General features: G+C 47.2%; 14 protein-coding genes. 9 read left to right on the top strand and 5 right to left on the bottom strand.

Annotated elements, in window-relative coordinates; all coding sequences use genetic code 11:
* Positions 1-194 precede the first annotated feature (194 nt).
* Entirely contained in the window at positions 195-2051 is a 1857-nt protein-coding gene (locus BACSA_RS10590) for a DEAD/DEAH box helicase (RefSeq protein ID WP_013618100.1), read from the top strand.
* A gap of 103 nt (positions 2052-2154) precedes the next feature.
* Here the strand turns inward: BACSA_RS10590 and BACSA_RS10585 are convergent, their stop codons facing one another.
* Together BACSA_RS10585 and ruvB are read right to left on the bottom strand one after the other, a co-directional pair.
* A complete protein-coding gene (locus BACSA_RS10585; protein WP_013618099.1) occupies positions 2155-3630 on the bottom strand; it encodes an oligosaccharide flippase family protein in 1476 nt (491 codons plus the stop codon).
* A 95-nt stretch (positions 3631-3725) separates the two neighbouring features.
* Positions 3726-4751 (bottom strand): Holliday junction branch migration DNA helicase RuvB, encoded by a 1026-nt coding sequence (ruvB, locus tag BACSA_RS10580; RefSeq protein ID WP_013618098.1) that lies wholly within the window; start codon positions 4749-4751, stop codon positions 3726-3728.
* Positions 4752-4851: 100 nt separating this feature from the next.
* On the opposite strand from ruvB, the gene BACSA_RS10575 reads away from it, so the two are divergent.
* The 8 genes from BACSA_RS10575 (at position 4852) to BACSA_RS10540 (ending at position 13770) form a co-directional block, all read left to right on the top strand.
* Positions 4852-5634 (top strand): 4Fe-4S binding protein, encoded by a 783-nt coding sequence (locus BACSA_RS10575; RefSeq protein WP_013618097.1) that lies wholly within the window; start codon positions 4852-4854, stop codon positions 5632-5634.
* Positions 5635-5767: 133 nt separating this feature from the next.
* The gene (mnmA, locus tag BACSA_RS10570) at positions 5768-6907 is read left to right on the top strand and encodes a tRNA 2-thiouridine(34) synthase MnmA (protein WP_013618096.1); all 1140 of its coding nucleotides are present in this window, start codon (positions 5768-5770) and stop codon (positions 6905-6907) included.
* A gap of 157 nt (positions 6908-7064) precedes the next feature.
* Positions 7065-8177, top strand: coding sequence for an OmpA family protein (locus tag BACSA_RS10565; RefSeq protein WP_013618095.1), 1113 nt, complete (start codon positions 7065-7067; stop codon positions 8175-8177).
* Positions 8178-8241: 64 nt separating this feature from the next.
* Positions 8242-9351, top strand: a complete 1110-nt coding sequence (locus BACSA_RS10560; protein WP_013618094.1) for a site-specific integrase — start codon at positions 8242-8244, stop codon at positions 9349-9351.
* A 160-nt stretch (positions 9352-9511) separates the two neighbouring features.
* Entirely contained in the window at positions 9512-9943 is a 432-nt protein-coding gene (locus BACSA_RS10555; protein WP_013618093.1) for a hypothetical protein, read from the top strand.
* A 272-nt stretch (positions 9944-10215) separates the two neighbouring features.
* Positions 10216-10890, top strand: a complete 675-nt coding sequence (locus BACSA_RS10550) for a succinate dehydrogenase cytochrome b subunit (RefSeq protein WP_013618092.1) — start codon at positions 10216-10218, stop codon at positions 10888-10890.
* A gap of 106 nt (positions 10891-10996) precedes the next feature.
* Positions 10997-12979 (top strand): fumarate reductase/succinate dehydrogenase flavoprotein subunit, encoded by a 1983-nt coding sequence (locus BACSA_RS10545; protein WP_013618091.1) that lies wholly within the window; start codon positions 10997-10999, stop codon positions 12977-12979.
* A gap of 35 nt (positions 12980-13014) precedes the next feature.
* Positions 13015-13770, top strand: coding sequence for a succinate dehydrogenase/fumarate reductase iron-sulfur subunit (locus BACSA_RS10540; protein WP_013618090.1), 756 nt, complete (start codon positions 13015-13017; stop codon positions 13768-13770).
* Positions 13771-14185: 415 nt separating this feature from the next.
* Here the strand turns inward: BACSA_RS10540 and BACSA_RS10535 are convergent, their stop codons facing one another.
* The 3 genes from BACSA_RS10535 to BACSA_RS10525 all read right to left on the bottom strand — a co-directional run bounded on the left by BACSA_RS10535 (position 14186) and on the right by BACSA_RS10525 (position 19804).
* Complete coding sequence (locus BACSA_RS10535; RefSeq protein WP_013618089.1) at positions 14186-14818, bottom strand: nitroreductase family protein; 633 nt, start codon at positions 14816-14818, stop codon at positions 14186-14188.
* 179 nt (positions 14819-14997) lie between these two features.
* Positions 14998-16515, bottom strand: a complete 1518-nt coding sequence (gene nanU, locus BACSA_RS10530; RefSeq protein ID WP_041584360.1) for a SusD family outer membrane lipoprotein NanU — start codon at positions 16513-16515, stop codon at positions 14998-15000.
* Between the two features lie 22 nt (positions 16516-16537).
* Positions 16538-19804: a SusC/RagA family TonB-linked outer membrane protein gene (locus tag BACSA_RS10525; protein ID WP_013618087.1), complete on the bottom strand. Its 3267-nt coding sequence runs from the start codon at positions 19802-19804 to the stop codon at positions 16538-16540.
* Positions 19805-19977 lie beyond the last annotated feature (173 nt).

Raw genomic sequence — 19977 nt, 5'->3', positions numbered from 1 at the left:
TCACCACAGAGGTCACAGAGTATCACGGAGGAATAAAAAATGAAAACCCTGTGTGCCTCCTTTGTGTCCCTCTGTGGTGAAATAGTAACAGCAAGACACTTTCCTTCCTTTTTGTCAGCAAAAAAACGGGCAAACATACGTATATATCGTTAATTCTCTGTATCTTTGCAGCCGAATTAGACAGTTATAGATAAATGAAGACATTTGAAGAACTTGGCGTAGCTCCCGAAATACGCAAAGCGATTGAAGAAATGGGGTATGAGAACCCGATGCCTGTACAAGAAGAAGTGATTCCTTACCTGTTGGGAAACGGGAACGATGTAGTGGCTCTGGCACAGACCGGAACTGGAAAGACAGCTGCATTTGGCTTGCCGCTGATACAGAAAATTGACGTTGGCAACCGCGTGCCGCAGGCTTTGATACTCTGCCCGACGCGCGAACTTTGCTTGCAGATAGCAGGTGACCTGAATGACTATTCGAAGTATATCACCGACTTGAAGATAATACCCGTTTACGGAGGTTCGTCTATCGAGAGCCAAATCAAGAGCCTGAAGAAGGGCGTGCATATCATTGTCGCTACTCCGGGACGGCTTATCGACTTGATAGAACGGAAGGTGGCAAAACTGGAAACCATCCGTGACGTAGTGATGGATGAAGCCGATGAGATGTTGAACATGGGCTTTACCGACAGCATCAATGCCATCTTGGAAAAGGTGCCCGAAGACCGCAATACCCTGATGTTCTCGGCTACGATGAGCCCGGAAATCTCACGCATTGCCAAGACTTACCTGCGCGACGCAAAGGAAATCACCATCGGTACGAAGAACGAAGGTACGAAGAACGTGCATCACGTGGCTTACATCGTGCATGCCAAAGATAAATACTTGGCGTTGAAGCGTGTGGTTGACTTTTATCCGATGATTTATGGCATCATCTTCTGCCGCACCCGTCTGGAAACGCAGGAGATTGCCGACAAGCTGATACAGGACGGCTATAATGCCGACTCGTTGCACGGCGAGCTGAGCCAGGCGCAACGTGACCTGGTGATGCAGAAGTTCCGCCAGCGTCATCTGCAATTACTGGTTGCTACGGACGTGGCTGCCCGCGGACTGGACGTGAACGACCTGACACATGTTATCAATTATGGCTTGCCCGATGATGTGGAAAGCTATACCCACCGAAGCGGACGTACGGGACGTGCCGGCAAGACGGGTATCTCTATCGCCATCATGAACCTGCGCGAAAAAGGTAAGATGAAGCAGATAGAACGCATCCTGAACAAGAAGTTCAGTGTTGAGACCTTGCCTACGGGACAAGCCATCTGCGAACAGCAGCTGATTAAGCTGGTAGACGATATCGAAAAGGTAAAGGTGGACGAAGAAGAAATCGAAGCATTCTTGCCGGGCATCTACCGCAAACTGGAATGGCTGAGCAAGGAAGACCTTATCAAACGCGTTGTTTCGATGGAATTCAACCGCTTCCTGGATTATTACAAGAATGCGCCGGAAATAGACCAGCCCAGTTCGAACGAAAAAGGAAAAGACAAGAAAGAGAAGAAAAAAGGAGAACGTCCGGAGCGCAGAGAGCGTTCGCGCAAAGCCGAAAAGGGTTATACGCGCTTGTTCATCAACTTAGGCAAGACCGACGGTTTCTTCCCCAATCAGGTTATCGAACTCATCAACCGTAACCTGAAGAAAGAGCGTATCGAAGTAGGACGCATCGACCTGATGCAGAATTTCTCGTTTTTCGAAGTGATTGAGTCACAAGCATCGAAAGTGGTAAGAGCCTTGAACAAGACGACTTACAACGGACGTAAAGTCGTGGTGGAAGTGGCTTCGGAAAACGAAGGCAAGAGCGATAAGGGCGGAAAGAAACGTGTAAAGGAAACTAAAAAAACAAAATCACGCCGCGAAGAGCCGGAATACGAAATTGCACGCAAGTCGAAGCGTAAAGACGATTGGAAGCAGTTCTTCGAACACGAAAATGATTTCGCAGAACCCGATTTCGGCGAAGAGGCAGGTTGGGCGAAAAAGAAGAAAAAGCGGAAATAAACGGTCTTCAAATCTCAATACACCACAGAGGACACAGGGTATCACAGAGGAGAAACATAAAAAACTCTGTGATACCCTGTGTCCTTTGTGGTGAATATTCCAATCAATTACTCTTTTTGATCACCTTCAGAAGGTCTTTCTTCAAGATATATCCGGCAAAGCATACGATTAACAACGTATTGAAAGCCAACCGTGCGAAGACGTTCGCGATGCTTATTTCTTCGGAAAGGATATACAACACAGCGGCAAAAACCAGATAAACCGTCATGTCTTTCAACGGATAAACTACGGGGTATTTCTTCTGTCCTATCACATAGGAAAGTAAGGTAATGAGCCCGTATCCGGCTACCGAAGCCCAGGCGGAAGCCACATAGCCGTATCGCGGAACCAGCCAGATGTTCAGTATCAGGATAACGGCACAACCGATGATGGAGAAATAAGCCCCCCACTTTGTCTCATCGGTCAGCTTGTACCAGAACGACAAGTTGAAATAAATGCCTTTCAAGATTTCCGCTCCCATCACAATTGCCACGACACCCAGTCCTTCCCAATAGTCGGGGGCAATGAGATAGCGCAAAATGTCCATGTAGAACATCACCGCAAGAAAAGCCAGAAGCGAGAAGATAAAGAAGTATTTCATTGCCTTGGCGTACATTTCCCGGTTATCTCCTTCCTTGTTCTTGCCAAAGACAAAAGGCTCGTAAGCATAGCGGAAGGCTTGTGTAAACATCGCCATGACCATCGCCACCTTACTTGTCGCACTATAGATGCCCAGCTGCACCAAACCTTCTTGCCGGTCATCGAACAAGAATGGATAAATCATCTTGTCTACCGTTTGGTTTAAAATGCCTACTAACCCGAATATCAGGATAGGGAATGAATAACTCACCATTTGCTTCATCAACGGACGGTCCAACCGGTAAGAAAAGCCTTTGAGTTCGGGGATAAAGAAGAACATCTGCACCGCCGACATGATAAGGTTGGATACGAAAATGTAACCCACCAGATAATCGGGGCGGTAGAACCAGCTGATTGTTTCGGGCGACACCTTATATATATAGGGGCACAACAAGAGGAAGAAAAGGTTCAGCACGATATTCCCGATGATGTTGAACAACTTGATGGCAGCAAACTTCATCGGTTTCTTCTGATAGCGCAAATAGGCGAAAGGGATGCACTGGAACGAATCGAGTGCCACTACAATCACCATCATGGCGATGTAGTCAGGATGGTCGGGGTATTCCAGAAAGGCAGATAACGGATGGATGAACGCAAGGCAAAGCACGACAAACAACAGGGATAGTCCGCCCACAAACAACAGCGCATTGGCATACACATGTTTCGGGTCGGCATCGGTCTTGTTGGCAAAGCGGAAGAACCCTGTTTCCATGCCGAAAGTCAGCAATACCAATATCAGTGCCGTATAGGCATACACGTTCGACACTACGCCATAACCGCCCGATACAGCCGGGATGACCGCCGTATAGAGAGGCACCAGCAAATAATTCAAAAACCGTCCGACAATGCTGCTCAGTCCGTAGATTGCCGTATCTTTAGCCAATGATTTCAGTCCAGCCATAGATGTCAATTAGTTTATAATCTGCGCTTGTTTTATATTCACCACAGAGGACACGGAGAGATATTTTATTTCCTCTGTGGTGAAATCAAACACGCTCAATCGAATAATGTTTTTTGTTCATTCCACCGGCTTCTGCCCAAATGCCGGTATGCCAGTTCGGTCACTTCCCGTCCGCGGGGTGTACGCTTCAAGAAGCCTTCCTTGATAAGAAAGGGTTCGTATACTTCTTCTATCGTGCCGGGGTCTTCCCCCAATGCCGTAGCAATGGTGGTCAATCCTACAGGACCGCCTCGGAACTTGTCGATGATGGTGCAAAGCAACTTGTTGTCTATCTGGTCCAAGCCGTAACGGTCTATGTTCAATGCCTCCAATGCGAACTGGGCAATCTTCAAGTCGATGCGTCCGGAGCCTTTCACTTGCGCGAAATCACGCACCCGCCGGAGCAAAGCGTTGGCGATACGGGGCGTTCCGCGGCTTCGCGAGGCAATCTCCCCGGCCGCTTCCGTATCACAAGGCACCCCCAGAATCTTAGCCGAGCGCAAGATGATTTTGGTCAGCGTACTGTCTTCGTAGTATTCCAAGTGCAGGTTGATGCCGAAGCGTGCCCGCAACGGTGCGGTCAGCAAGCCGCTTCGGGTCGTTGCTCCTACCAGGGTGAACGGGTTTAAGTCAAGCTGGATGCTGCGTGCCGACGGACCTTTGTCTATCATGATGTCTATCCGGTAGTCTTCCATTGCCGAATACAGGTATTCTTCCACGACCGGACTCAAGCGGTGTATTTCATCGATAAACAATACATCGTTCGGTTCCAGGCTGGTCAGGACTCCCGCCAGGTCGCCGGGCTTGTCCAGTACCGGACCGGATGTGACACGGAACCCTACGCCCAGTTCATTGGCAATGATGTTGCTCAGCGTAGTCTTCCCCAGTCCGGGAGGGCCGTGCAGCAATACATGGTCAAGTGCCTCGGCACGAAGCCGTGCCGCCTTTACAAAAATACGCAGGTTATCCACCACCTTGTCTTGCCCGCTAAAGTCTTCAAACTGAAGCGGACGCAGTGCGTTCTCGAAATCACGCTCCTTTCCGGTAGGCTTATAATCGCGTATGTCGAACTGTTCTTCCATAATTTTCTTTCTGAATCTTATGCAAAGGTAATGAATAATCTGAGTTATTTTATTACTTTTGTATTATTTCAGGTGACAAGTTAACTAATCAATTAACAATATGACTACATCTCAAACAACCCACATTGTTTATTTCTCGCCGACCCATACATCAGAAAAAATAGCCCGTGCCATTGGTGAGGGCATCGGCATGGAAAGACGTATCGAGACTGACCTGACTTTGGACGAAAGCACTTCTACGATTGAAATCAACGGTTCGCTGACCATACTTGCCGCTCCTGTATATGGCGGACGGGTGGCTCCGATTGCTTTGCAGCGCATGAAACGCTTGAAAGGGACGAATGCTCCGGTTATATTGGCTGTGGTTTACGGGAACCGGGATTACGAAGATGCACTGGTAGAGTTGCGCGATACGGCGATTGAATTGGGCTTTACGCCTCTGTCCGCAGGGGCTTTCATCGGCGAGCATAGCTATAGCACGCCTGCATTGCCCGTGGCTATGGGCAGGCCGGATGAGGCGGACCTTGGCATTGCCCGCCGCTTCGGAAAAGAAAGTTTGTTGAAGCTGGAGCGAACAAATCTCCCTGTCCCGACGTTTTATATCAAGGGAAATGTTCCGTACAAACCCCTGATGAGCGGAAAGCCTTCGGCTCCGGTGTGTACGGAAAACTGTTTCGGATGCGGGGAATGCGTTGAGGTATGTCCCACGCATGCCATCCGGCTCAATGCCGAAAACGTGATAGAGACAGACATCAACCGCTGCATCCGTTGCTGTGCCTGCGTAAAAGCTTGCCCGAACGGGGCACGCGTCTATGATAACCCCTTTGCTGCATTCCTGCATGAGAACTTCAGCGCACGGCGTGAACCGGAATTGTTCTTATAAGCAGAGGCTGATGCATATAGGTGCAAAGGCAAACGGATATAGCTGGAATGTCCGTTGCATATAGTTGCATTTACAAATCGCTTTGGCTCCTGACGGAGCGAAGCGGAGTGATAATCCCTAAAAAGAACAAAATATGACAAAAGACAAACGGGTATTGGTAGGAATGAGCGGAGGCATAGACAGCTCTGCCACTTGCATCATGTTGCAAGAGCAAGGATATGAAGTGGTAGGAGTGACCATGCGCACCTGGGATATCCCTTCTCATTTTTCTACTCCCGGACAAGAACAACCCGACGAGATATTGGAAGCGCAAGCCGTTGCCGCCCGGCTTGGCATTGAACACCATGTAGCGGATGTGCGCGAAGAGTTCAGGAAAGTCATCGTGCAATACTTTATCGATGAATACATGCGCGGGCGTACCCCGAATCCGTGTGTATTGTGTAACCCGCTCTTTAAGGAACGCATTTTATGCGAATGGGCAGACCGTACCGGATGCCAATGGATAGCTACAGGGCATTATTGCCAAATCGAGAAACGGAACGGGTGGTTTTACATTGTGACTGGCGACGATGCCACCAAAGACCAGTCGTATTTCCTCTGGAAACTTCCGCAAGAGATTTTAAGCCGGATGCTGTTCCCTTTGGGCGGAATGACCAAGGACAAGGTCCGCGAATACCTTGCCCATAAAGGATTTGAGGCGAAAGCGAAAGGAGGGGAAAGCATGGAGATTTGCTTTATCGACAAGGATTACCGGGAGTTCCTGCGTGAACATTGTCCCGATATCGATGAGCGTATCGGTCCGGGATGGTTCGTAGACAGCAAAGGGGTAAAGTTGGGGCAGCATAAAGGATTTGCCTATTACACCATCGGCCAGCGGAAAGGATTGGGCATCGCACTGGGCGAACCGGCATACGTATTGAAAATTAATCCCGAGAAGAACACGGTCATGTTGGGAGATGCCGATCAGCTGAGAACCGAATACATGCTGGCAGAACCGCCCGTGGCTCCGGATATAGAGGAGCTTTTGGCATGCCCGAATCTTTCGGTGCGCATCCGGTACCGAAGCCGCCCGATTCCTTGTCAAGTCGTCCGATTGCCTGAGAACGGCTATTTGCTGGTAAGATTTGCCGTGGAGGCTTCTGCTATTACCCCCGGGCAATCGGCGGTGTTCTATGACGGGAACCGTGTGTTGGGCGGAAGCTTTATCGCTTCCCAGCAAGGCATTCGGAAAATCAGCGCGGAGCATGCACCGCTATTTGATAAGAAAAGGTGACAAAAGGATGAACTAACCCCTCGGGTTATTTGTTCGCTTAATAATAAATTTAAAAATTAATAAATAAAAAACTACCGAAAAAGAAACAAGCTATCTGTTTTTTTTATACCTTTACTTTTGGTAAGCAATATCTGTATAACACAAAAATAAAAAGATTATGAAACTAAGAAGAAATCTTACCGCACTCGTACTTGGATTAAGCACGATTGCAGCGTTTGCCCAGACTGATGGCAACACCGAGACACGCCAGATTAAAGAAGAAGGCAAGACTGTATTTAATCCGCACTGGTTCATGCAAGTACAAGCTGGTGCTTCGCATACTGTGGGAGAAGCCAAATTCGGAGACCTGATTTCTCCAGCCGCTGCATTGAACTTCGGTTATCAATTCACTCCGTTGTGGGGATTGCGTGCCGGTCTGAGTGGCTGGGAAGCTAAGGGTGCATGGGTAAGCCCTGAAACGATTTACAAGTATAATTACTTGCAGGGAAATGTAGATGCCACACTTGACTTAAGTAATCTGTTCTGCGGTTACAACCCGACACGTTTCTTTAACGCATACCTGTTCGGAGGTATCGGCGTGAACGGAGCATTCAACAACGATGAAGCCGTAGCCTTGAACGATGCCGGACACCGCTTGGAATACTTGTGGCGCGATAGCAAAGTTAATGTAGTAGGCCGTTTCGGCTTGGGCACGAACTTACGCATCAGCGACCATGTATTCTTCAATATCGAAGTGAATGCCAACACGATGTCAGACAAGTACAATTCAAAGAAAGCCGGTAATTCCGACTGGCAGTTTAATGCCTTGGCTGGATTCACGTTCAAATTCGGAAAAACTTACACGCGTACCGAGCCGGTTTATTATGAACCCGCTCCCGCTCCTGCTCCGGCACCTGTCGTAGAAGAAAAGAAAGAAGAACCTGCTCCCGCTCCGGAACCTGTAAAGGTACAACCGATGAGACAGAACATCTTCTTCCTTATCAATTCTTCTGAAATCCGCACATCAGAACAAAGCAAAGTCAATAACCTCATAGCTTACCTGAAGGAACATACTGACGCTAAAGTTTCTCTCTGCGGATATGCCGACAAGAATACCGGAAATGCACGTATCAACAAGAAGTTATCGCAAGAACGTGCCGAGGCAGTTGCAGAAGCACTGAAAGCAGAAGGCATTGCAGCCGACCGTATTACAATTGATTATAAAGGTGATACCGAACAACCGTTTAATGTAATCGAAGAAAACCGCGTTACGATTTGTATTGCCGAATAAACTTTAATTTTTTATAACCGAAGGGCTGTCTTTAAATAGGCAGCCCTTTTTTTGTAGAAGCCTTATGGGAATCTTATTATCTAAAAGAAAACTGACCAAAGGGCGCTTTTCGCTTTACCTGGACTGTAATGTCGCCGGAAAACGCTATAAAGAGAGCCTGGGCATTACGTTGGAAGCGCCTACGAGTAAAGAAGCACGCTTGGCTAATCAGGCAAAACTGAAACTTGCCCGCCTGTTGCGGGCGCGTCGGGAGATAGATTGCCTCCATCACAACTATTGGAACCAACTGCCTTCTTTTTTTCACCCGAAAAGCGAACAACGTCCGGAACATGTGGCTACTTGCGACTTTTTTCATTTGATTTCCGACTACCGGATTCATTATCACCGGAAAGATTGCCGGATGGTACAAGCGATGTTCACTTATTTGGAGCAGTTTCATTCTTCAGCCCTGCCTATGGCGAAAATCACACGTAGGTTTTGTAATTCCTTTTTTATCTTCCTGCAAGAGAAATTGAGGGGCAGCACTCCGGTCAATTACTTTAAAAAATTCAAAGTCTGTCTGGATTATTGCGTCGAAGAGCATTTCCTGGCATCCAACCCAGCCAAAGGAATCCGTATGCCGCAAAACAACGCCGTGACAAAAGAAATCCTGTCTACCCGAGAACTTGTCAAACTGGTCAAGACCCCTTGCCGGAATAGCGAAGTGAAACGGGCTTTCTTGTTTTCCTGTCAAAGCGGGTTAAGATGGTGTGACATATTAGAACTTCGTTATAAGAATATCGATTTCCAGCAACGCCACCTGATGCTTATTCAGAAAAAAGTGGCAGGGCATTCTCAAAAGGCGGTTCTACATCTGTATCTGAATGACAATGCGTTGCGGCTATTGCACGAGCGCCAGGGCAGAGGCAATGATCTGGTCTTCGAATTGCCTTCCCATTCTTATAGCTTACGGATTCTGAATGAATGGACTATCCATGCCGGCTTACGTAAACACATCTCTTTTCATTGTGCACGCCATACATTTATTACGCTGATTATGGCTCGGGGTGCCAATATTAAGACTGCTGCATCGCTTGCCGGACATTCCAGCACACGCCATACCGAGAAATACATCCATATTATCGATAAGCAAATGCAGCAAGCTGTAGACAGCCTTCCTGAACTTCCGCTCTGATTATCCGGGAACCGCTCTTTTGCTTCTTTAAACCGGCTTGTCAACGCCTAATTTGTCAAGCGAATGACAATAAAATAAAAATTTATAGTCAAATCGATAAGAAATCAATCCTTTTTATATACATTTGCGCAGTTTTAATTAACAATCTTAATTCGAGCTTATGAACGAACTGAAAGTTAGCCTGAAAAGAATTGCCGAAGACGGCTTTACACGCAACGATGAAATATTGGCTGATGCCTCGAAAGCATTGGCTCCGCAAATGGGTTTTGAGTTGCTTTCTGACATTAATAAGAATTTGCTTACGATTGTAGCGCACGTAGGGTATGTAACGCCTGCCAAAGAAGTGGCAGCCGCTTTGCGTTTCCGGTTTACGCTTGAGGTAGATAGCCTGAGCAATCTGGAACATACCACCAGCCCGCAAAAAGGTACGCACCAATATAAGTTCCCTAATGGTTTCATCGAGGCCATACTGACCGATGTGTATGCTACTGCGCGTATTCTAATGGCTCAAAAGTTAGCCGGCACCCGTCTGGAAAATGCATACCTTCCTTTCGGAGGGGCAGGAAGCCTGATTCGGAACATGAGAAAATAATCTGTCTTAGCACAGAGACCATAGCAGACAAGCACAGAAAACCACGGATTTCTTTAAGCGGATATTGCATAGCTTATGGAATCAATGCCGTGGTTTTCTGTGCTTGTCTGCTATGGTCTCTGTGCTATTTTCAACTCGCAACAAACATTTAAAGAATTATTTCCGTAATTGCTTGTGTTATCTCAATAAATCTTCTAATTTTGCATCGTGTAACAGACCGTACTGGAGGATATTTTAGTTCAAACAATTAAATAATTTAAATTCAATCATTTATGTGGTTAAGTAATTCATCTATTGGAAGGAAAGTGGTGATGAGCGTAACGGGTATCGCCCTTGTCCTGTTTCTTACATTTCACATGTTGATGAACCTTGTTGCACTGTTTTCGGCGGAAGGTTATAACACAGTATGTGAATTCTTGGGTACTAACTGGTACGCTTTGATAGGTACCTTGGCGTTAGCTGCCTTGTTTGTAATTCACATCGTTTACGCTTTCTGGCTGACGATGTTGAACCGTGCCGCACGTGGTAACGAACGTTATGCGGTGAGTGCAAAGCCTAAAACTGTGGAATGGGCTTCTCAGAACATGTTGGCTTTGGGTGTGATTGTCATCCTGGGCTTGCTGTTGCACTTGTTCAACTTCTGGTACAACATGATGTTTGCCGAATTGATAGGCAATCCGATGATGGGCGGTCTGGAAGCAACCGACGGTTACGGTTACATTGTACAGACTTTCTCTAATCCGGTATTCTTTGTTCTGTACATCGTTTGGTTGTGCGCTTTGTGGTTCCACTTGACTCATGGTTTCTGGAGCTCTATGCAGACATTGGGCTGGAACAACACCACCTGGATTAACCGTTGGAAGTGCATCTCTAACATTTATTCTACGATTATCGTGCTGGGCTTTATGCTGGTTGCGGTAGTATTTTTTGTGAAGAATTTATTTTAAGGTGACAAGTTAACAAGTTGACAAGTTAACAAGGTTTGCATTGAATCGCAAAAGAGCCTTGTCAACTGAAACCTGAAACCTTGTCAACTAAAAAAAGAAAACAATTATGGCTAATATACTCGACTCTAAAATTCCTGAAGGTCCGATAGCTGAAAAATGGACCAACTATAAAGCTCACCAGAAACTGGTGAACCCCGCCAACAAACGTCGTTTGGATATCATCGTGGTAGGAACCGGTCTTGCAGGTGCTTCTGCAGCCGCTTCTTTGGGCGAAATGGGCTTCCGTGTGTTTAACTTCTGTATTCAGGATTCTCCGCGCCGCGCTCACTCTATCGCTGCTCAAGGTGGTATCAATGCTGCAAAGAATTATCAGAACGATGGCGACTCTGTATATCGTCTGTTTTATGATACTGTAAAAGGTGGTGACTATCGTGCACGTGAGGCAAACGTTTATCGTTTGGCTGAAGTTTCGAACAACATCATCGACCAATGCGTGGCTCAGGGTGTACCTTTCGCACGCGAATATGGAGGTCTGCTGGCAAACCGTTCGTTCGGTGGAGCACAGGTGTCACGTACATTCTATGCCAAAGGACAGACCGGACAGCAGTTGCTGTTGGGTGCTTACTCGGCATTGAGCCGTCAGGTAGGTGCAGGCACAGTCAAGCTGTACACTCGCTATGAAATGGAAGATGTGGTAATCATCGACGGCCGTGCCCGCGGTATCATTGCCAAGAATCTGGTAACCGGTAAACTGGAACGTTTTGCTGCACATGCTGTAGTTATCGCTACCGGTGGTTACGGTAATACTTACTTCTTGTCTACCAATGCGATGGCATGTAACTGCTCGGCTGCAATGGCTTGCTACCGTAAAGGTGCGTTCTTCGCTAATCCGGCATACGTGCAGATTCACCCGACTTGTATTCCGGTACACGGCGACAAGCAGTCTAAGTTGACTTTGATGTCTGAATCGTTGCGTAACGACGGACGTATCTGGGTTCCGAAGAAGCTGGAAGATGCCAAGGCTTTGCAGGCTGGTACCAAGAAAGGCAGTGACATTCCGGAAGAAGACCGTGACTATTACCTGGAACGCCGTTATCCGGCATTCGGTAACTTGGTTCCGCGTGACGTTGCCAGCCGTGCGGCTAAGGAACGTTGCGACCACGGTTTCGGTGTCAACAATACCGGCTTGGCTGTATTCCTCGACTTCTCTGAAAGTATCGAACGTTTGGGATTGGATGTAGTGCGCCAGCGTTATGGCAACCTCTTCGATATGTACGAAGAAATCACCGATGTGAACCCGGGCAAATTGGCAAACGAAATCAACGGCGTGAAATATTACAACCCGATGATGATTTATCCGGCTATCCACTACACCATGGGTGGTATCTGGGTAGACTACGAATTGCAGACTACCATTAAGGGTCTGTTTGCTATCGGCGAATGTAACTTCTCCGACCACGGTGCAAACCGTCTGGGTGCTTCTGCCTTGATGCAAGGTTTGGCAGATGGTTACTTTGTATTGCCTTACACCATCCAGAACTATCTGGCAGACCAAATCACTGTTCCCCGCTTCTCTACCGACTTGCCGGAATTTGAGGAAGCAGAAAAGGCTGTCCAGGCTAAGATTGACCACCTGATGGGAATCCAGGGCAAACGCTCGGTAGATTCTATCCACAAGGAACTGGGCCACATCATGTGGGAATACGTAGGTATGGGACGTACCGAAGCCGGACTGAAGACTGCTCTTGCGAAGCTGAAAGATATCCGCAAGGAATTCGAAACCAACTTGTTCATTCCGGGCAAGAAAGAAGGTCTGAACGTAGAATTGGATAAGGCAATCCGCTTGAACGACTTCATCACCATGGGTGAACTGATTGCATACGACGCATTGAACCGTAACGAATCGTGCGGCGGTCACTTCCGTGAAGAATATCAGACCGAAGAGGGCGAAGCCAAACGTGATGATGCCAACTATTTCTATGTATCTTGCTGGGAATACCAAGGCTCGGATGATAAAGCTCCGGTTCTCTACAAGGAACCGCTGGTTTACGAAGCTATTAAGGTACAGACTCGTAACTACAAGAGCTAATCTGTGAAGTTAAACAATTAAAGATTCTAAGTAAAATGGACAAAAATATATCATTTACGCTGAAAATTTGGCGTCAGAACGGACCGAAGGAAAAAGGTCATTTCGATACATTCCAGATGAAAGATATCCCGGGCGATACTTCGTTCCTGGAAATGTTGGATATCTTGAACGAGCAGTTGGTTGAGGCTGGTAAAGAACCGGTAGTATTCGATCACGATTGCCGTGAAGGTATCTGCGGTATGTGTTCTCTGTATATTAACGGACATCCGCACGGACCTGCAACAGGTGCTACTACCTGCCAGCTCTATATGCGCCGTTTCCACGATGGCGATGTCATTACCGTTGAACCGTGGCGTTCGGCTGGTTTCCCGGTTATCAAAGACTTGATGGTAGACCGTACGGCTTACGACAAGATTATGCAGGCTGGTGGTTTCATCAGTGTACGTACAGGCGCTCCTCAGGATGCCAATGCTATCCTGATTCCGAAACAAGTGGCTGACGAAGCGATGGATGCTGCTTCTTGTATCGGTTGTGGCGCATGTGTAGCTGCTTGTAAGAACGGTTCGGCAATGCTGTTCGTATCAGCAAAGGTTAGCCAGCTGAATCTGTTGCCGCAAGGTAAACCGGAAGCTTTGCGCCGTGCGAAAGCCATGATTGCCAAGATGGACGAACTGGGCTTCGGTAACTGTACCAATACCCGTGCTTGTGAAGCTGAATGTCCTAAGAACGTTTCAATCAGCAACATCGCTCGTTTGAACCGCGACTTTATCAAGGCAAAACTGAAAGACTGATGATTTTTAGGTGCCAGGTACCAGTTGACTAGGTACTAGGCACTGGATAGTTGACGAGTTGACAAGTTGATAAGGATTTAAATCCAAGTCTTCTTGTCAACTCGCTTTTTTATGAAGAATTTTTATGAATGTCCCTACAGGGCAATTGGGAAAAATGCGGATATTCATCAAAACTTATGACGTGTGCGGTATGGAGGGGTTGCACCTATGCAAAAGAATTTTAAACTATTTGTAATATCCTTGTATAATATTGGAAGAATCAAACGGAATAACTATATTTGCAAAGTGATTTTTTTCATAGTATTAGATTTAAGGTTAACAAGGTTGGGAGAAAGCGTTCTCCCATTTTTTATGCCCATTGTATAGCCGCATTCAATGGCGAAAAAGGATAAGCTTATGCGGCGGAGAAGATAATTTACTCGATAAACTGAATCTTGCCTGCTTCGCGCGGTTTGGCTGCGGGAGCCTCATCGGGATAGCCGAAACCGATGCAGTAAAGCAATTCGTAGCCTTCGCTGAAGTTCAGCTTCTTCAGGTATTCTGCGGCTTCGGGACTTTTCATAAAGCGTGCCGGACTTCCTAAGCAACAACTGCCGATACCCATTGACCATGCCGAAAGCATCATGTTTTCTGCCATCAGCCCACAATCGAACGGAGAACTTTCCGATTCCTTATCGTGTCCGATAAAGACTACAGTCGGAGCATTGCGGAACATATTGCGGAAAGTAGAATCTGCCGCAGCTTTCGGATTGGCTTTTTTATACAATTCGGTCACACCGTTGATATAGTCGGGATTATCCACTACCCGGACTTCCCACGGCTGGCGGTTCATGGCATTGGGCGCATTGATGCCGCATTCCACAATCGTCTGCATCTTCTCACGCGCTACGGCTTCCGGCTTATACTGGCGGATGCTGCGGCGTGTCATGATGGTTTCCACTACTTGATTCTTTACACTGTCTTGGGTAACTTCGGCGGTTGCCTGTGTTTGTCCTCCTCCGCACGCCATCAGGGGCAGAAGCAGGGTTGCGATTAATACGTGTTTCATGAGTTTTTGAGTTTTTAAGTTTGTGAGTTTTGTTGGATTTTACCACAGAGGGCACAGAGTATCATACAGGAATGATTTTTTTAGAGAAAAACGCTGTGTCCTCTGTGGTAAAAATCCAATTGCGAATATACAAACAATATGATAAACTCAAAAACTCATAAACTTAAAAACTCACAAACTTATTCGTATCCCGGTGTTTGTGTCAATGCCGGATTATCTGTCATGGTGTCTGTATCGATGGGCCAAAGCAAATGGCCCGGGTTTTGCAAGGACGAATATTTCATGACGTATTCTTGTCCGAAACGGCGAAGGTCGTACCAGCGTTTTCCTTCGAACATAAACTCACGCAAACGTTCACGCAAAAGCACTTCGTTGATTCCTTCGTTGTCTCCTGCCAGATGCGGATAACCCATTGACATTTCCTCGTACGCTCCGGCATACGCCCGCTGACGAATCTGATTGATTTCTTCTGCAGGGTCACTGCCAAGCACCGCTTTCGCCTCTGCCTTCAGCAATAACACATCGGCATAACGGTAAATGGGGTAATCGTCGCAAAACTCCCGGTATGAAGCGCCGGCAGGTGTCATGCCCCGGAATTTATAAGCAAAACAACCGACGTATGCAACCGTTCCTGATTCGTCTTTGCTATAAACAGCCCGCAATGTTCCGCTCAAGCGTGTGTCTGCTTCATCAAACTGGCTGTACAGTTCTTCGCGGAGCGGATAATATACATTGCCGTTAAAGTTCAGGCTGATGGGCGAACCATCGCTTTCGTAATAACTGCTCAACGTGGTCTGTTGCGGCACCATGCGGTTGCGCCATTCTCCGTTAAACAAATCCGCCTCGTTGTAAGCCGCATGCAGCGAGAAGATAATTTCGTTATTGCCCTTATTTTCGTAATCGAACACAGAGGCAAAATCGGGCAGCAAATCCAATTCTGTACGCGAGATATGCGTCTGCACATCGTTCAATGCCTCTAAAGCTGTCTGTGCATCAGCCGTTCCGCCATTCATTTGCCTGCTGGACCAAAGGTAAGCTTCCGCTTTTAAAGTCAGTGTTGCCGCCTTCGACCACAACGAACGCCCGGCACGGAACGAATAATCGTCTCCAAAAGCTGTTTCAGATGACGCGATATCGTCTTTGATATACTGCATTACGGTTGACGCATCCGTAGCCGGACGCTCCAAGTTGCCTACTTCAAAACCTAAACTGGGGTCGGCATTCCATACTACATTGCCCCACGAGCGCAATAAATGGAAATAATAGAAGGCACGCAGCCCATACGCTTCGCCCAAGTAATAATTGCGGTCGGCTTCACTTAATAAGTCTGTGGTTTCAGCCCGTGAGAGAAACAGGTTGATTTGATTGATATTGTAATACAGTCCGCCGTAATTCTCAATGCCCGGACGTTCTTCGGTCAGTGTATTGGAAGTGATTTCTTCTACCTGATTGCTTTCGCCCGTCCAGCCGATGCCTGTATTGTAAATGTCCGAACGCAATTCGCCCAACATAAACAGATTTTGCGCATCGGCATCACGCAAGCGGCTGTGTATGCCATACATGAAGGAAGTGAAATGCCCTTCGTTTTTCCACATATTTTCATCGGTAATTTCGCTGATTGGGGTCATATCCAGGCAACTGCTAAATGAGCATGCCGCTATCACGCCCAAAACTGACATCTGTATTGTTTTCTTCATAATCATCATACGTTTTTTAAAGTTAGAATGAAATAGACGCACCGACCAATACGGTACGCGGAGTCGGATAACGTCCGGTATCGACTCCCGGATAAACCAACGGAGCTTCGGGAGACGTGCCGCTATATCCCGTAATGTAAAACAGATTCTGCCCTGTAATATACAATGAAACATCGGTGCTATGAATCTTGGAAACCCATTTCTCAGGCAGCTTCCAACTCAATGTCAATTCACGCAAAGCCAAATAGTCGCCCTTTTCATAGAAACGGGAGCTACGGTTGTCTACGCTCGTAATGTCACTTCCTGCCGTATCGCGGTAAAGGTTCTTCTTATTGGTGGAATCATCGTAGTATGACTTAGGCAGGTCTGTATCCGGATTTTCGCTTGTCCAGCAATCCAGCCCGTCGGCAATGATGTTCTTGAATCCGACCGACTGCCCGATAGAACGCATCGCCACCATGTTCAAGATGGTATGCCCGACTGCAAAGTCGAACCGCCCGTAAAGCGAGACATTTTTATACGAAAGGGTAGTGCTGAAGCCGCCGGTCCATTTCGGATAGATGTTTCCGACCTTTACGCGGTCCAGCTGGTCAATGACATTATCGCCGTTCAAGTCTGCCCAAAGCACATCGCCGGCTTCAATCGGCTTGGTCAGTCCGTAACGTTGGCGGTCTGCCTCGCTGACATTCGGCCCGTACAGTCCTGCAATCATATCCATACGGTTTCCTGCCAATTGCGCCACTTCGCTTTCGTCTCTCAAGATTTTTACCTGCTGATATGCATAAATATCGCCCAACGTATGACCTTCCTGGTATCCTCCTACCCAAATGACCTGTTGAGATGCCGGGTCCCAAACTTGAGATCCGCCCTGACGGTTGTTCTCATTGCCATTATCGGGCAATTTCACAATCTTATTGAACACATACGAAGCGTTAAAAGAGAAATTCCAGTTGAATCCCTTCGGGTTGGTTATCAGGTTCAAGTTGCCTTCCACCTCGAAACCACTGTTGCGCAAGGTTCCCAAATTGGTCTTGAACGAATCAAAGCCTGTATATCCCGGCAGGTTCACGTCGGTCAGCAGGTCGGATGTGGTGCGGTTGTAATAGTCCAGAATCAGGTTGAAGCGGTTGTTCAGGAAACCGAGGTCCAAACCCGCCTCGAAAGACTTACTCTTTTCCCATCGCAGCTGCGAATTGATGACTGCCGTATTCAGGATGCCGTTCACTCCGTTATAAGGATGCGTGCCGCTGGCTTGTCCGTAAAGTCCGTAGACATCGTAATTGTTGATGCCGTTCACGTTTCCGTTGATACCGTACGAGATACGAGGCTTTAACGTAGAAATCACGCTGGCAAGCGGACTGTCGTGGAAGAAAGCTTCTTCGTGGATATTCCAACCGGCAGACACGCCCGGGAAGAATCCCCAGCGGTTGTCGGACAAACGGGAAATGCCATCGTATCGGGCTACAGCCGTAAACAGATACCGGCGTTTGTAATCGTAAGTCACCCTGCCGAAAAACGAAGCGATACGGTATCCTTCACAGTATGAATAAGCGGTCATATTTTCGTTTCCCGATGCATTCAGTGTAGGAATATCATCAAAAGGCGCTCCCTGAGCGCTTCCTCTGTATTCGGTATATTGATTCTCAAAATATTCACCTCCTAACATGGCGGAGAAATTATGGTCTTTCCTGAAAGTATCGGTATATTCCAGTTGCACGCTATGCTGTTGCTGAATGGTACGCTGATAGTCAAACGAAGCCTTCCGTTCTGTATTCACGTTCCAATAGTCACGGTATTCCTTATCGAACAATTCCCTTGTATAGTCTTCATAATAAACCGAACTGTTCTCGCGCAAGAACAGCTTGTCTTTTATCAGTTCCAGGTCGGCACCGATATTCAGCGTCGTCTTGCGGGTATTATTCTTGTTCGTCAGCTTGTCCAGCCAATAAAGCGGATTGCCGTCACGCTTACCGTAGCCATAGTTTGGCGAGCCGTCGTCGAAGAAAGGTTTCCACGTAGGTTCCATGCTCCGCATACGCTCGAAAAGGTCTGCCATGTCGTCGTAATATAATTCCGGTGCCGTAGAAGTAGAGAAACTTACTCCTCCTTTGATGTTCAAGATGGGCAATACCTTATAATTCCCGTTCAATGTACCGCTGAACCGGCGGTATTCCGTACCTTTCACCGTTCCGTCTTCAGAATAATATCCTAACGAAGCGGCGAAAGTACCTTTCTCGCTTCCCCCGTTAAAACTCAGGTAATGGTCTTGTGTAAAAGCAGGGTCTTTGTACACCTCGTCACGCAGGGTAGTCCCGTAATCCTTGAATACGATTTGCCTGCCTGTTACCGGATCGGTCATTTGTTTCCAACCTTCTTGCAACAAGTTCTCGTTCCCGTCCAAATAGCGGATTGCATACTGGTCAGGGTTATTGGCGCCGTATACGGCACCGTATCCTCTTGTATTGTCGATATCCGTAATGCTTCCGCCCGAGTACATGCGCCCCAATCGTCCGAAACGGATGTAATTCTCGGCATCCATGTATTCGTAACCTTTACGGGCAAAGTTCATGCCTCCTTTAAATTTATAAGAGACTTGGGTATGTCCGGCTTTCCCTTTCTTCGTCTGCACCAGAATCACGCCATTATTGGCACGGGCTCCATAAATCGCTGTAGAAGCGGCGTCCTTCAATACCTGAATCGATTCGATGTCGGAAGGGTTGATGTCGTCCATGGAACGGACTACACCATCGACTACCACCAAGGGGGAACCTGCGCTTTCTATTCCTGCCCCGCCACGCAATACGATGGTAGGCGCGCTTCCCGGCGCTCCGGAAGTATTCGTTACACGCAAGCCGCTGACAGTACCCTGCAAGGCTTGTGCCGCATTAGAAAGAGCTGCGTTCTGCAAGACTTTCTGGTCCATTTTCGAAATAGCCGTAGTCATCGTGGAACGCTTCTGCTTGACACCATAACCTACTACGACTACTTCGTCCAACAGTTCGGAATCTTCTTCCAACACGATTTTCAATTGCCTTTCACTTGTGACACGCACATGTTGCGTAGCAAATCCTACATAACTGATAGACAATGTACTTCCTTTTTCCACAGTCAGCGTAAACTGCCCGTCCAAATTCGTGATTGTCCCGTTTTCAGTCCCTTCTTCCACCACAGTAGCACCTATGGCCGTCTGTCCGGTATTGTCTAAAACAACTCCTGTTACGGTCAGGCTTTGTGCGAAAGCATGTAATGTGCACCACAAGCACAAAATTAGAAAAATGCTTCTTCTCATAAATTATATATTAAACTCAATAATTATTCATGAATAGTTTTCACCCAACCCCTTGAATGCAAACGCAAGAAGCATGCCCTTGTTTTTTTACGCCACAAAATTACACTTTTTCAGCATTCGTTGTCATGATTCATTTATTTTTTCATATTATTTTAATTTTAAATGCCCGCAAT

The sequence above is a fragment of the Phocaeicola salanitronis DSM 18170 genome (assembly GCF_000190575.1).
GTDB classification, from domain to species: Bacteria; Bacteroidota; Bacteroidia; order Bacteroidales; family Bacteroidaceae; genus Phocaeicola; species Phocaeicola salanitronis.
This window is presented reverse-complemented; position numbering and strand designations above follow the sequence as displayed.